The sequence below is a fragment of the Okeania sp. SIO2F5 genome (genome assembly GCF_010692685.1).
In the GTDB taxonomy this organism is placed as follows: domain Bacteria; phylum Cyanobacteriota; class Cyanobacteriia; order Cyanobacteriales; family Microcoleaceae; genus Okeania; species Okeania hirsuta.
In genome coordinates this window covers 218,941-233,347 of the sequence record NZ_JAAHGU010000010.1, presented here as the reverse complement: position 1 = coordinate 233,347, position 14,407 = coordinate 218,941, and the positions used below count along the sequence as shown (strand labels likewise).

The following is a 14,407-nucleotide window of genomic DNA, read 5'->3' as shown; positions in this document are numbered from 1 at the left end:
AAATTAACCATTGATAGAAGGAGCTTCTACAGCAGCCAAATCTAGAGGGAAGTTGTGAGCATTACGCTCGTGCATTACTTCCATTCCTAAGTTAGCCCGGTTAATGATGTCTGCCCAAGTATTTACCACACGACCACTAGAATCGATGATCGACTGGTTGAAGTTGAAACCATTCAAGTTGAAGGCCATTGTTGATACACCTAGAGCGGTGAACCAAATTCCTACTACTGGCCATGCTCCTAAGAAGAAGTGTAAGGAACGGCTGTTGTTGAATGATGCATATTGGAAGATTAAACGACCGAAGTAGCCGTGAGCTGCTACGATGTTATAAGTTTCTTCTTCTTGACCGAACTTGTAACCGTAGTTTTGAGACTCAGTTTCTGTTGTCTCACGTACTAAGCTGGATGTTACCAAAGAACCGTGCATTGCACTGAACAATGAACCACCGAATACACCTGCTACACCTAACATGTGGAATGGGTGCATTAATATGTTGTGCTCTGCTTGGAATACCAACATGAAGTTGAATGTTCCAGAGATTCCTAAAGGCATTCCATCAGAGAAGCTTCCTTGTCCAATAGGATAGATTAAGAATACTGCTGTTGCTGCTGCTACTGGAGCAGAGTAAGCAACACAGATCCAAGGACGCATACCTAAGCGGTAGGATAATTCCCACTCACGACCCATGTAGCAGAATACGCCAATGAGGAAGTGGAAGATTACTAGCTGGTATGGGCCACCGTTGTATAGCCACTCATCCAAACTTGCTGCTTCCCAGATAGGATAGAAGTGTAGACCGATAGCGTTAGAGGAAGGTACTACTGCACCGGAAATGATGTTGTTTCCGAACATTAAGGAACCAGCGACGGGTTCGCGGATACCATCAATGTCTACTGGAGGAGCTGCTACAAATGCGATGATGTAGCAGATAGTAGCTGTGAGAAGGGTGGGGATCATTAATACACCGAACCAACCGATGTATAAACGATTGTCTGTGCTGGTGATCCAGCTACAGAACTTTTCCCATACGTTGGCGTTTTCACGCTGTTGTAAGGTAGTTGTCATACGCATCCTTAAAACTTTAACCTTTAGCGATCGCCTAATTTATGAAAAATACAGCTCATACAGTTACTTTTATGTTACATTATCAATATTTATGTAATATGTAAAGATGCCAGCGCTCATTGCTATAAAACCTAAAACCTAAAACCTATCACCTAAAACCTAAAAAAAAGGGAATAAAGAAAAAATTCCCTACTCCCTTATTTTAAATAAATTAACTATCGATCTACAGACCCCATAATAATGTCAATACTACCCAAAATAGCAACAATATCTGCCACTTTTGCACCTTGCAAAATATGAGGAAAAACCTGTAAATTCACAAAATCAGCAGCCCGAATTTTAAAACGCCAAGGGAAAGGACTATTATCACCAATAATATAAATCCCAATCTCTCCCTTACCACTTTCAATCCGAACATAATGCTCACCTTCAGGAATCTTAAAAGTAGGAGATATTTTCTTACCTAAAAATTGATAATCAAAACCATTCCACTCAGACTTAGGCCCTCCAGCCATCCGTTTTGCTTCCAGATTTTCGTAAGGTCCCCCAGGAAGTCCCTTTATTGCTTGACGAATAATCTTGACCGACTCCCGCATTTCCCGAATACGCACAAAATATCGGGCCAAACAATCCCCATCTTTTTCCCAATGAACATCCCAGTCGAAATCGTCGTAACATTCATAGTGGTCAACCTTCCGTAAGTCCCATTTAACACCTGAAGCACGCAACATTGGACCAGAAAGCCCCCAGTTAATCGCCTCTTCCCTACTAATTACACCTAATCCCGTAATCCTGCGACGGAAAATAGGATTATTTGTAATTAAGCGTTCATACTCATCAACCTTTGGCATAAAGTAATCGCAAAAGTCTTCACACTTATCTACCCAACCATAAGGTAAGTCAGCAGCGACCCCACCAATACGGAAGTAGTTATTATTCACCATCCGATAACCTGTAGCAGCTTCCCACAAGTCATAAATCATTTCCCGTTCCCGGAAAATATAGAAGAAAGGAGTTTGGGCACCAACATCAGCCAAGAATGGGCCAAGCCACAAGAGGTGATTAGCAATCCGGTTTAGTTCCAGCATAATTACCCGGATATAGCTAGCCCGTTTGGGGACTTTAATATCGGCCAATTGTTCCGGAGCATTCACCGTTACGGCCTCATTAAACATTCCCGCAGCATAATCCCAACGACTAACATAAGGGACAAACATTGTATTAGTGCGGTTTTCGGCAATCTTTTCCATGCCCCTGTGTAAGTAGCCAATCACAGGTTCACAGTCAACTACATCTTCCCCATCTAAGGTGACAATTAACCGCAATACGCCGTGCATTGAGGGATGGTGGGGTCCCATGTTAATGACCATGGGTTCGGTTCTGGTTTCAATTTTGCTCATGTTGATTCTTCTCTATAGTGACCTGTTTTTATTTCAGCCCAATTATATTGTGAGACTGTAAATGGGTTTAGGCTAAATGTTATTATTATTGCTTGTATTTATATTCTGTTACTACTCTTAAATTATCAAAATAATTGGGTCACGCAACCCCCCCTTTTAAGGCGAAATATTTTTGGAGTGCGGCTTACATCCCTCTTACAAAAATAACTTCTATAGGTCACCAATCCGACGCTCTCGCCTATCTAACTTCTGACTTCTGACTTCGTTAAAGGGATAGCTAGTTAGTTTAAGCAGATATAATTTCTGTTAAGAGACTACATATATTAATTCAAAACTATAGTGCCACACTATATATAGTGTTTTAACTAACGGAACATACTTGTTGGAAATTAAGCTAAAAAGCGACTAAAACCTTTATGAGTTAAAATGGATATGCTTCAATCACTTAAAGCATTATATTCTAAGCTTTTGAGCAGTATCAGTTATTATTTCCCAACAAGTCTAATGTAAATTTTTCCAATAGACTTCTAACTTGATGAACCATATACCTGTTCTGAGTGCCGAGTTAACCCAAGGTTTGGCAATATCTCCAAGAGGTCTTTACTTAGATGCAACAGTAGGATTTGGTGGCCATACTCAGTCAATTTTAGCTACAGCCCCAAATGTTAAAGTAGTAGCTATTGACCAAGATGAACAAGCGATCGCCTATTGTCAAACTTTGCTGGCCCTTGAAAACTCCAATATTCAATTTTGGCACGGAAATTTTGCTGATTATGAGCCAAAAAATCTTGAATTTGATGGTATAATAGCTGATTTGGGTGTAAGTTCGGTGCAATTGGATACCCCAGAACGAGGGTTCAGTTTCCGGCATGAAGCTAAGTTAGATATGCGGATGAACCGACAGCAATCTCTGACTGCAGCCGAAATAGTTAATTCTTGGGAAGAAACCAAATTAGCAAATATTTTTTATACCTACGGGGAAGAGCGTTTGTCACGACGTATTGCCAGAAGAATAGTAGAACATCGTCCTTTTCAAACAACAACCGAGTTGGCAGAAGCGATCGCCCACTGTGTACCTCGCAAATACCGTTATGGTAGGATACACCCCGCCACTCGTGTTTTTCAAGCTTTAAGAATACAAGTAAATCAAGAACTTACTGCCCTAGAAACTTTTCTAGAGAATGCCCCTAATTGGCTCAAACCAGGAGGTAGAATTGGAATTATTAGTTTTCATAGTTTAGAAGATCGTTTAGTTAAACATAGTTTAAGAAGTTCATCTGTTTTGCAAGTATTGACAAAAAAGCCCATCCAAGCCCAAGATCGTGAAACAACATTAAATCCACGGGCACGTTCTGCTAAACTTAGATTGGCAGAAAAAATTGGTTAATCTTAAGTATAAAAATCCATAAATAATTAACAAATCAAGCTGGCTTATCACCTGTTTTCAGATGTAAGTGTGATATTTGTAGCTCTTCTACAAATATCTAACCTAGTTCGACGTTGCAAAGCTAAATTAGGAGATAATGGTCAATTCTTACCAAATGGTCAATCAGCTAAGTCAGGATTAAATAAGTCTTTGCAGGATGCAGCATTTGGCCAGTTTGTTCAGGTTCTAGAATATGTTGCCTGGAAACTCGGCAAGGAATTATCATGCGTAGACCCAAAAGGTACATCTCAACATTGTTGGGAATGTTTGAACAAAGTCTCTAAAAGCTTATCAGAGCGTTGGCATTCATGTCCTAAGTGTGGACAAGAAGTAGACAGGGACTATAACTCACCCACCCCTCTAGCTCCCCTCCCGGGAGGGGATGGGGGTGGGTTGGATTGTTATCAATACAGGGGGAGGACATCACCTCTATCAAAACAGCGGTTAGGGTTTCCCTAACTGAAGAATCCCGCGTTCGTCATGTCGCGTAAGCGCAACGTCGGGAGTATGTCAACTCAAGGCTATTTATTCTAAAAAATATACATTAATAAATTAGATTGAAGCTATTAAGGCCAACCGGAGAGTATAAAATTTGAAAAATTGTCTGGGAGTAAGGCATAGCATGAGTCGGGGAGAGGGGAAATTAAAATTGATGGTAGTCGATGACGAACCAGACAACCTAGATTTGTTGTATAGGACGTTTCGGCGAGACTTTAAAGTATATAAAGCAGATAGTGCCTTCAGCGCCATGAAAGTTTTGGAAAAAGAAGGAGAAATGGCACTGATTATCTCTGACCAAAGAATGCCAGAAATGAATGGTACAGAGTTTTTAGGCAGAACATTAGAAAAATATCCAAATACAGTTAGGATTCTACTTACAGGCTATACAGATGTAGAAGACTTAGTAGAAGCAATTAACTCAGGAAAAGTATTTAAGTATATCACAAAGCCTTGGAATCCAGAAGAACTCAAGGCTGTAGTACAACAAGCTTCAGAGACCTACAAAGTTGTCAGGCAACGCACTAACGCCTTAACTCGTGCTTTGCGACGAGAGTCCATGCTAAACGAAGTAATGAGTGCTATTAGAGAATCATTGGATTACTCTAGTATGTTATCAACAATCATTCAAACAGTGGGACAGACTTTTGACGCAACAGAAGGTAAGTTATGGCCAGTAGAAGGTGATCGCTTAATGCCTGAATCATTTTCTTATCAAAACCCTGAAATTACTCAAAACAACTTCCCTTTCACTCCAGAACAATTTTTGGAAGTAGCAATAAGTCGTCAAACCAAATTAGAAGAAAGTTCAGATAAAAACATTTGTAAATTAATAATCCCCCTGATTTATCAACAAGACTTACTAGCAGTTTTAGCTCTTGATCAACAAGATAGCAGTAAATTTTGGTCTTCAGAAGATATAGAATTGATAGAAAGTGTCCTGGAGCAAGGAGCATTAGCATTATCTCAGGCTAAACTCTATCAACGCACCAGGGAACTTGCAGAACAAATGCGTAATGAGCTAGAGGTCGCCCGCCAGATACAGAGTAACCTATTACCTCAAAGTTGGCCAGAATTTGACACATTAAAGATACAAGCTTGCTGCTATCCTGCCAGAGAAGTAGGAGGAGATTTCTTTGAAGTTTATACCCATTCTCAAGGTGACATCTGGTTGGCACTGGGAGATGTTTCTGGTAAGGGAGTACCCGCTGCTTTATTCATGGCAAGTGCTATGTCTGTGATGCGACGAGAACTTTCTCAAGAAAATCCCCCAGACCCTTACGAAATAATGGAAAATCTTAATACTGGTCTCTGTGACGACCTTATTAGTAACAATTGCTTCATTACAATGGTTTTGGCTCGTTATACACCAGAAACTGGATTATTAGCTTATGCTAATGCTGGTCATATATATCCCTTGGTTTGGTCTCAAACTGCACTGCTAAGTACAGAAAATCAGGATTCTAATCAAGTGAAACCAAATTTCCTCAAGGAACGTGGTATTCCTCTAGGAATATTGCCAAAATGGAAAGGAAAAGCAGGTACTATAGACTTAAATTCAGGAGATGTATTTCTACTGACAAGTGATGGCATCACTGAAGCTACAGTAGTTCAAGAGGCTACTGATAGTGGAAAACAAACTCGTGTAATGCTGCAACAAGAAGGTTTATGGCAACTTTTAAAACAGCACAAAAGCCAAATAGACCTAAATAGTTTATTAGCTTATATCCGAGCTAATAATCAAGTTCAAGAAGATGACCAAACTATACTATCTCTGGAGGTTCTGTGAATTTATGAAAACCGAGCTTCAGGTGCCAAGCGACTTACGTTTTTTGACTATTGTTGAACAGTGGTTATTGAGCAGTTTAGAAGTAGAGCTAGGAGAACATATTGATTGGCCTCGTCAATCCAACCGTTTACGCTTGGTTCTAGCAGAAGCTTATTCTAATGTGATTCGTCATGCTCATAAAGACCAACCTAATCTACCAGTATTAATACGCTTAGAAGCCAAAGATGGTGGTATTGATTTAGAAATCTGGGACTATGGTAAGGGTTATAGTCTGGGAGAGTATAACCCACCAACACCAGAAGCTAAACAAGAAAGTGGTTATGGATGGTTGATTATAAATAGATTAATGGATCGTGTAGATTATGCATTGCAGATAGATGGTAGAAACTGCTTAAAATTACAAGCTGACATACCAGAAAAAGTACAATAAAGCACTTGCTTCATGATTGCAAGCTAAATAATGCAACGAAATAGACTGAAGTTGTCAGGCTTTTTCTTTGATCAAGATTAATTTTTGGAGATAAGTCAAAGTACTTCTATAAAATCAAATCTGTTATCAATATTTATTTACTTTGATTATTGTAAAATTTTAAGTTTTTTTTCTCTTTTTTCATACGTTTATCCTTAACTCTGTTCCCTATTCTCTGTTTCCTGTTCCCTGAGTGTGGCAATATTTGATGAAATTGGTATTACACAACTGAAAAAATATTGCGATAACTATTAGACTTGTCGCTTTATAACTTAAAAATCCCCCAAAAACTTTGTTCTTTAAGGATTGTAGCTATTGGATGGCAAAAATGCTTAGAATTATTCCTCTGTGTAGGTTAGAGTGATTTTTTCCCTTTATTTTAGCGACAACTCTATTATATATATGATAAACCTGATAAGTTTTGTTAAGTTTGGTTGCATCTAACTATACTCTACCGCAAGATAAAAATAAGGTTTATTTAGATACCATTAAAATATATATATTAGGTTTGTTATATGAATATGTTTTTTCCTTTAGCCCCTCGTTATCGCCTAGATGACGAATCTCCTTGGCTAGAAAGAATCGATCCTACTCGTAATTATTGGATTCATATCAATGGAGAAAAAGCACTAACGGCTGTAATTCCCGGTTTTACAGTGTCTTCTACAGATGAATTTAAACAAAATATATTTCAATTTCGCGACCTGGAACCAGGGGCACATATAAAAATTGAGAGAGCTTCCGAAACTTGTTATATTTACTGTATTAGTCAAAACTGCTATGCAGTCGAATGCTATTTTAATAAATCGCTAGTATGGCATCTATTTGACAAAGAAACTTTAGAAAGTTTATTAATGACAAGTCATCCAGACTGGAAGTGTGCTTCTAGTCATATAGAACTAGGACAACAAATGTTAGCTCGTTCATTGCAAGTATCCACTACAGCTTGAAATGAATCATCTAACATGAAATCTAGTGTGAGGACACAAATTTAACTAGCTCTGGACTAATAGCTTTCAGCTATCAGCTTGGGTTAAAATCCCTGACTTATAGGTTAGATGCTGGATAATTTAAAAGGGATTTCAACCCCTCTTAAATTGCATTTCCCTCGGTTTCAGCATAAATTTAAGCTGAATGCTTTTTAACAACTTTTGTGAATAAGCTAACAGCTTTAAACTAAGAGCAATTATTCGCTCCTACTGACGGTTCAAAATAAATTTCCCAGCTACATTTACCTAAAATCAAGAAGTTTTGTTTCCCTGACTTAAACTTCTACGTCGCTTTCATCAAGCTCTTGGCTCACTCCTGCTTAAGGATAAGTTTGTATATAGCAGAAGAAAGAAGGAAGAAGGAAGAAGGAAAAATCTTGCGTTGTCTGGGTTTTAAGCTTTTGATTTCTCCTAACCTTTACTCCGACTGCTATAACTTTAATCTTCTTCCTGAAGATAGGAAGCGATCGCATTCCTACTAATAATAGGATCTTGAAGATCATTCAGTGAGCCATTATATCATGTTCGGTTGAATACTTACACTTTGGAGGAAGGAAGGCAGTAGGGAAAGAAAGCTTCAAGGCCAGAAGTTTTTTTATAACTGATTATCCGTTAGCGTAGCTCCCCCGGAGGGGGAACATGATATTAGCAGTAAATAGACTTGCTGCAAACGCAGAAGGAAGAAGGAAAAAGTTTGATTATTTATATTCCCAAGTTTGCAGCTATTTCATAAGTCAAATACAGTAATGGCGACTGCTGTACTTTCAAAATTATCGTTATTAAAAGTTTAAAAGTAGCGAGTAACTACTTGCTGTTCAATACCAGTAATTGTTTAGCTCTGTACTGTCCAATATCAGAGGGTTTTACGGCAAGTATTTCGTTATATTAAGTGTCATTAATTAAACAAGGGTAAAAATGATCTTCTCAAATTATCTTGAGAATCTATCAAATTGCCCCCTACTCCGTAGGAATGTTGCATGCAACGTCCCTACTGCTCCGGTGCCCCCTAATCAATGTTATTTGTGGGTATTTAAAGAGACATGATATTATACCTTTTCTGAATAGTAGTGCTATATTTGATTACCATCTCCCTATCTCTCTATCTCCCTATTTCCCCATTACAAATATATATAGCAAACTTTTTGAGATATGGTATTAGATTAGGTTTCGGGAATGTTACTCAAAAATTAAGCTAAAGGATCGACACCCATATTCGCTACAACGTTGCGTAATACAGTAATTTGTTGACCAAAATCTAATACTTCTATAGAGGTCAATACTTGAGCTCCAGAAACCGAGAGCTGATGAAAAGTAGGTATTGGAACTATATCGCCTTCTTCAATGGACTCTGTTAGTTGATACCAGAAAGCTAGCTTAGTATTAGCACTTAGTATACCATAAGCACGAGAAATAGGGTTATTTTTGCTAGCAGCTAAGTCACGGATGACTCCTAATTGTTCTTCGTGAAACATATATTTAATCTCATTTAGCAAACCTTCAGCCAACTGTAGGCGTGCTGCACCGGGGGTTGTAGGTGTAACAGAGCGTCTAATTCTAATTTTGGTGTAGATGTACCATAGTAATGCTAGTTGCTCATCAATACTAAGAGTATTGAACTGAGCTGTAGTTTCAACAACAGTTTTAGGGTTACTACAGATAAAAATTTTCATTGTAGATTCAGCAGTATATGTCATGTCTGCAACTTAGAGATTTATATTTATGTTAGCTAATCTCAAATCAAATGGCCTTGCAAATCTCTGCCTCCTTGCTTGGCATTATGTAACTTTTTGTTAATAGGTGCAAATAAAATTGACAAGTTGAAAAGTTTCAAAACAAAGTATAATTCAAAATTCATGGTGGTTGTATCGTAAATTATTATACAGTTTTGCCAATCTGTGTTACCAATTAATACTAATACCATGTTCGGATGATTAAGTATCATAAAAATGTTCTATTGAAGCGCTCTGGAAGGAATATCCCAAATTTATGCTCCGTTTCCAGTGTTCTCACTTGAATTTACACCTACCACCTAAGAACTTTATTATAACTAATTAAATGGACATGATGTAAGGTATTTAAAATATTATAAATTAATACAAATTTTACAAATCTAGCTAGTATCGATGAAATCTGCACTTAGCATTAGTCAAATCAAACAGAAAGCCTTAGAAGTAGGATTTCACAAGGTTGGTATAGCTTCAGTAAATGAGTTAGGTTCAGACACAGAAAGATTGCAGGCATGGTTGAACAAAGGTTATCAAGCAGACTTAAGATGGATGGCTAACCCCAAACGTCAAAATTTGAAGCTAGTGATGCCAGAGGTTGAATCTATTATTTGTGTTGCGCTCAACTATTACACGCTACATCAACATTCTGAAAATTCTGAAATAGGTAAAATTTCTCGCTATGGGTGGGGTAGGGATTATCATAAAGTCATGCACCAAAAGTTAAAAGCTCTGACTAACTGGTTGCAGGAGCAAGAAAAGGAAATTTTAACCAGGTATTATGCAGATACAGGTCCAGTGCCAGAAAAGCCATTGGCACAACAAGCAGGTTTGGGTTGGATAGCAAAAAATGGTAATCTAATTACTAGAGAATACGGTTCATGGGTATTTTTGGGGGAAGTGTTAACTAACCTAGAGTTGACAAGCGATCGCCCTCATACTCAACATTGTGGTAGCTGCACTCGTTGTCTGGAAGCTTGTCCGACTAATGCGATCGTAGAACCTTTTGTTGTTGATGCAAATCTTTGTATTGCTTATCACACAATAGAAAATAGAAATCCTGAACTACCTGAATATATTAAATCAAATTTAAAAGGGTGGGTCGCGGGTTGTGATATTTGTCAGGATGTTTGTCCTTGGAATGAACGATTTGCTCAAAAGACAAATATTGATGATTTTCAACCTTATCCTGGTAATGTAACTCCTAAGTTAACAGAACTAGCAGAGATATCTCAACAAGATTGGGATAAGCAGTTTCCAGCTTCCGCACTACGACGTATTAAGCCAGAAATGCTACGACGAAATGCTTGTGCTAATCTTTAATGAAGTCAAAGTCAAAGTTATCCACTGCCATAGATTAGGTTGATTGATTGACATTTTCGAGTAATAGTTAATGATAGAATCAGAAAGCAATTAGCAATTGTTATATAATAATGATAAAAATAGTTATTTTTGATTTTGATGGTACATTAGCAGATACTTTTGATCTGATTTTTGCAATTACAAATCATTTATCAGTTGAATTTGGATATAAACAAGCTAAGAAGGAAGAAATTCCAGAAATCGAAAAATTAAGCCCTCTACAAGTGATTAATCAGTCAGGAATATCTATTTTTAAAGTTCCTTTTTTATTGAGAAGAATTAGAGCAGAATTTCAAAAAGGAATTAACAATGTCAGGTTGTTTTCTGGTATTCAAGAAATTTTATTAGAACTGAAACAGCAGGGTTATCAACTGGGAATAATTACTTCTAATAGTCAGAAAAATGTAGAGTTTGTCTTGCAAAAATATGATTTATTAATCTTTGATTTTATAATTTCAGCCTCAACACTTTTTGGCAAAGATAAGGTTATTAAAAAATATCTAAAAGTGGAGAATATTCAACCAGAAGAGATCGTTTATATCGGAGATGAGGTTAGAGATATTAGTGCTTCCAAAAAAGCTAAGGTTAAAGTAATAGCGGTGACTTGGGGATTTAATTCTAGAGAAGTATTATCCGATTATCAGCCAGATGCTTTAGTTGATCGACCGCAAGAATTAATGGAAGTAATTAATAACTTTTGAAGAAAGTAAAAAAAATGATGAATAGTGACAAGCCTAAGCTTTATTCACTTCAATATCTACTAGTATTATACCCAATATCACCTATTCTTGCTACATCTTCTTGAGAGTAGGGAGTAGAATTCGACCGAATAAGATATCTTCGCTCTTTGTCTAGAATCGTTAAAAACATTGCTGAACTTTACTTATTGCTTAATCACTAAAGTCTTGAGGAAGTATACTATTATTTTTGTTTTTGGGAATTGGTATTATATATAATAATTTATGGTGGAGTTAGGGAACAGAAAACCTCTCAAATTCTAAATTTCAAAGAAATAGTATTTACGAATTGTATCATTTTCGGTTGAATACTTATAAATAAGTGAGCAGGGATAATAGAAAGATTTGTTGTTGAAGGTAGAGGATGGTTTTTTTCAGGCCACTATTAAACGGACATGATATAACTTGACTTTTTCTGATAAAATTACTATTAGATTAGTACTATAATATCAATCATATAAAATAATGCCATATTAAAGATAAAAAAGAAGCAAAATTCAAGAGTAAATCAAGAAAAAAAATGATATATATAGATAGTGTTTAGAATCTAATTATCTGCTATTAAGGATAATTTTTCAATGTCATTTTTTTCACATAAAGTTTGAGAGTTAGTATAATTGTATATACAATCAAATTATCCAACTTATGCAGGTAAAATTCGATGGATATCACTGAATATTCTGTTAAAACTCCCACATATCCTACAAAAATTTTAATTATAGAAGATGAACTTATTGTCGCAGAAAATATTACTAGAAATCTTAAGAAATTAGGATATGAAGTACTTGGAATTGTAGACTCTGGCGAAGAAGCTATTCAAACTGCAAGAAAAAAACATCCTAATTTAGTACTAATGGATATCATGCTTCAAGGAGATATAGATGGTATTGAAGCTGCTGGGTATATTCGCTCTCAATTAAAAATACCTGTTGTTTATATGACTGCTTATGCAGATGATAATACATTAGGGCGGGCAAAGTTAACCGAACCTTATGGATATCTAGTGAAGCCGTTTAAACCTCAATCATTAAAAACTACAATTGAGATTGCCCTTCAGAAATATCAAGGCGAACAAGATATAGAGTCGCGGTATGTTCAGCAAATTGAAACGGTAAAAGATAAACTTAATAAGTTAACTAATCAAGAAAATCCAAGTATTTTAAGTAATCGGCTTTTATTATCAGATAAATTCGATCAAATTATTAGTAATATCGCAAATTTAAAAACACAAGATTATGTAAAAGAAAAAAAAATTATACTAACTATTCCTGTGATTTGTTTAGGCATAAATCGCTTTAAGCGCATTGATGACTTAGGATATGATTGGAGTGATTTATTGGTTACAAATATAGCTAAAAGAATCAATAAATTTATTGGTAAAAATAGCGTGATAACTCGCTTAAATACAGATGAATTAGTGATTATCCTAGAATCACTTCATCAGAAGATAGAAATTACAGGTATAATTCAAAATATTATACAGCAATTTGTCGAACCTTATGTGTTAAAACAGCAAAAGTTTTTGATTAGTGCTAATGCTGGAATTGCTCTTTATCCTATTGATGGAAGACAACTGGGGCAATTACTTTTAAAAGCTAGAAAAGCCATGGAGTATGCCAGAAGAAAGGGCAATAATCAATATTTTTTTGATAATGAAGTAGGTAAAGATCAAAACAGCCATACTTTGCAGTTAGAGAATGATTTACATTCGGCACTATCAAGTAAACAATTTAAGATTTACTATCAACCAATAATTAATTTAAAAACAGGCCAAATTGTAGGTGCTGAAGCTCTACTACGCTGGCAAAAATCTGATGGGTCTATAATATTACCAAGACAATTTTTACCCCTAGCAGAAGAAACAGGATTAATTGAACCAATAGGTGAATTTGTGTTGAAGACTGCTTGTGAAAATGTTAAAGCTTTGCAGGATATTGGGTTAGGAAAAATACGAGTAGGAGTCAACATATCTGATCGCCAGTTAAATAAATTAGATTTACGTCAAAAATTAGTTAAAGTTCTTTTAAATAGCGGTCTAGCTCCTAATTACGTCGAGTTAGATTTTAATGAAAGTATTTTGATTACAAATGAAACAAAGGCTATACGAAGTTTACATGGTTTAAAAAGTTTAGGCATTCAAATTTCTATAGATGATTTCGGTACTGGTTATTGTTCCTTAAGTTATCTACAAAAATTCCCCATTGATGGTATAAAAATCAATCAAAATTTTATTAGTAAAATAAACAGTAATCCTGCTAACCAAGTTATAGTATCAGCAATTATTTCTATGGCTCACAAATTAAATATACGAGTTATTGCTGAAGGAGTTGAGACTGAAGAAGAATTGGCTTTTTTAGTTAAAAATCAGTGCGATGAACTTCAAGGTTATGTATTTAATCGTCCTTTACCTTTGGTCGAATTTGCATCCTTAGCAGAGTCTTTAGCTAGTTGTCCTCAAATGATTAATGATTGGATACAGGGAAAAGGAAAATGAAATAATGTATCTATTAGTTATTAGTTTGATCTTCTGAAATAGGGATTATTTCCCAGTTATGTGCTTCTAGAATAGGTGCAATATCTATAACTGCTCGCTGCCGTAGAGCAATAACTTGTTTAATCTTACAAAGTCCTTCTAACTGAATTTTATCCATAGAGGTAGCTCTACTAATAGTTTCATTATTTTTGCAATATAAATATCCAGTAGCTTGATTACTAATACCTCGAAGTTTAAGATGATATAGTTGTACATCTTGATAAAGAAAGTGATTTGGAGTAACAATAATTTGCATCTTGTTCATTAACTATAGAAGTTATACTTTAGTTATTCTAGAAAATTTCAAATAAATAAACAGGGGTAGAATTTGAGATTTTTTTACCGAATAATTAAGGTTGAAAACCTTTTCATATTAAATCCGGTTAAACAGTTATAGATTAGTTAAGTCTTTAGG

12 protein-coding genes are annotated in these 14,407 nt (G+C 36.0%); 8 read left to right on the top strand and 4 right to left on the bottom strand.

What is annotated here, in order from left to right:
- Window positions 1-3: 3 nt before the first annotated feature.
- Entirely contained in the window at window positions 4-1,065 is a 1,062-nt protein-coding gene (gene psbA, locus F6K27_RS07385) for a photosystem II q(b) protein (RefSeq protein WP_124143731.1), read from the bottom strand.
- Window positions 1,066-1,280: 215 nt separating this feature from the next.
- On the bottom strand, window positions 1,281-2,465 hold the full coding sequence (locus F6K27_RS07380) for an NAD(P)H-quinone oxidoreductase subunit H (protein WP_287273039.1): 1,185 nt from the start codon (window positions 2,463-2,465) through the stop codon (window positions 1,281-1,283).
- 535 nt (window positions 2,466-3,000) lie between these two features.
- Here F6K27_RS07380 and rsmH point away from each other — a divergent pair.
- The 5 genes from rsmH (at window position 3,001) to F6K27_RS07355 (ending at window position 7,597) form a co-directional block, all read left to right on the top strand.
- A complete protein-coding gene (rsmH, locus tag F6K27_RS07375; protein ID WP_287273036.1) occupies window positions 3,001-3,852 on the top strand; it encodes a 16S rRNA (cytosine(1402)-N(4))-methyltransferase RsmH in 852 nt (283 codons plus the stop codon).
- A 69-nt stretch (window positions 3,853-3,921) separates the two neighbouring features.
- Window positions 3,922-4,350: a transposase gene (locus F6K27_RS07370; protein ID WP_287273034.1), complete on the top strand. Its 429-nt coding sequence runs from the start codon at window positions 3,922-3,924 to the stop codon at window positions 4,348-4,350.
- A gap of 163 nt (window positions 4,351-4,513) precedes the next feature.
- Window positions 4,514-6,178: a SpoIIE family protein phosphatase gene (locus F6K27_RS07365; protein ID WP_287273074.1), complete on the top strand. Its 1,665-nt coding sequence runs from the start codon at window positions 4,514-4,516 to the stop codon at window positions 6,176-6,178.
- Between the two features lie 4 nt (window positions 6,179-6,182).
- Window positions 6,183-6,608: an anti-sigma regulatory factor gene (locus F6K27_RS07360; protein WP_287273032.1), complete on the top strand. Its 426-nt coding sequence runs from the start codon at window positions 6,183-6,185 to the stop codon at window positions 6,606-6,608.
- Between the two features lie 554 nt (window positions 6,609-7,162).
- On the top strand, window positions 7,163-7,597 hold the full coding sequence (locus F6K27_RS07355) for a hypothetical protein (protein WP_124146998.1): 435 nt from the start codon (window positions 7,163-7,165) through the stop codon (window positions 7,595-7,597).
- Window positions 7,598-8,823: 1,226 nt separating this feature from the next.
- Here the strand turns inward: F6K27_RS07355 and F6K27_RS07350 are convergent.
- Window positions 8,824-9,306: an orange carotenoid protein N-terminal domain-containing protein gene (locus F6K27_RS07350; RefSeq protein WP_287273028.1), complete on the bottom strand. Its 483-nt coding sequence runs from the start codon at window positions 9,304-9,306 to the stop codon at window positions 8,824-8,826.
- 453 nt (window positions 9,307-9,759) lie between these two features.
- On the opposite strand from F6K27_RS07350, the gene queG reads away from it, so the two are divergent.
- From queG to F6K27_RS07335, 3 genes are all read left to right on the top strand, one after another.
- Window positions 9,760-10,683, top strand: coding sequence for a tRNA epoxyqueuosine(34) reductase QueG (queG, locus tag F6K27_RS07345; RefSeq protein ID WP_287273026.1), 924 nt, complete (start codon window positions 9,760-9,762; stop codon window positions 10,681-10,683).
- 110 nt (window positions 10,684-10,793) lie between these two features.
- Window positions 10,794-11,423, top strand: coding sequence for an HAD-IA family hydrolase (locus F6K27_RS07340; protein WP_287273024.1), 630 nt, complete (start codon window positions 10,794-10,796; stop codon window positions 11,421-11,423).
- Window positions 11,424-12,120: 697 nt separating this feature from the next.
- Window positions 12,121-13,953 (top strand): EAL domain-containing protein, encoded by a 1,833-nt coding sequence (locus tag F6K27_RS07335; RefSeq protein ID WP_287273022.1) that lies wholly within the window; start codon window positions 12,121-12,123, stop codon window positions 13,951-13,953.
- Between the two features lie 13 nt (window positions 13,954-13,966).
- Here the strand turns inward: F6K27_RS07335 and F6K27_RS07330 are convergent, their stop codons facing one another.
- The gene (locus tag F6K27_RS07330; RefSeq protein WP_124146993.1) at window positions 13,967-14,257 is read right to left on the bottom strand and encodes a hypothetical protein; all 291 of its coding nucleotides are present in this window, start codon (window positions 14,255-14,257) and stop codon (window positions 13,967-13,969) included.
- Window positions 14,258-14,407 lie beyond the last annotated feature (150 nt).

What these genes read in the sequence shown, in the direction of transcription:
- rsmH (WP_287273036.1), top strand. Translation starts at nt 3,001, where the DNA reads ATGAACCATATACCTGTTCTGAGTGCCGAGTTAACCCAAGGTTTGGCA.
- F6K27_RS07360 (WP_287273032.1), top strand. Translation starts at nt 6,183, where the DNA reads ATGAAAACCGAGCTTCAGGTGCCAAGCGACTTACGTTTTTTGACTATT.
- queG (WP_287273026.1), top strand. Translation starts at nt 9,760, where the DNA reads ATGAAATCTGCACTTAGCATTAGTCAAATCAAACAGAAAGCCTTAGAA.
- F6K27_RS07335 (WP_287273022.1), top strand. Translation starts at nt 12,121, where the DNA reads ATGGATATCACTGAATATTCTGTTAAAACTCCCACATATCCTACAAAA.
- F6K27_RS07380 (WP_287273039.1), bottom strand. Translation starts at nt 2,465, where the DNA reads ATGAGCAAAATTGAAACCAGAACCGAACCCATGGTCATTAACATGGGA.
- F6K27_RS07365 (WP_287273074.1), top strand. Translation starts at nt 4,514, where the DNA reads ATGAGTCGGGGAGAGGGGAAATTAAAATTGATGGTAGTCGATGACGAA.
- psbA (WP_124143731.1), bottom strand. Translation starts at nt 1,065, where the DNA reads ATGACAACTACCTTACAACAGCGTGAAAACGCCAACGTATGGGAAAAG.
- F6K27_RS07355 (WP_124146998.1), top strand. Translation starts at nt 7,163, where the DNA reads ATGAATATGTTTTTTCCTTTAGCCCCTCGTTATCGCCTAGATGACGAA.
- F6K27_RS07340 (WP_287273024.1), top strand. Translation starts at nt 10,794, where the DNA reads ATGATAAAAATAGTTATTTTTGATTTTGATGGTACATTAGCAGATACT.
- F6K27_RS07350 (WP_287273028.1), bottom strand. Translation starts at nt 9,306, where the DNA reads ATGAAAATTTTTATCTGTAGTAACCCTAAAACTGTTGTTGAAACTACA.
- F6K27_RS07330 (WP_124146993.1), bottom strand. Translation starts at nt 14,257, where the DNA reads ATGAACAAGATGCAAATTATTGTTACTCCAAATCACTTTCTTTATCAA.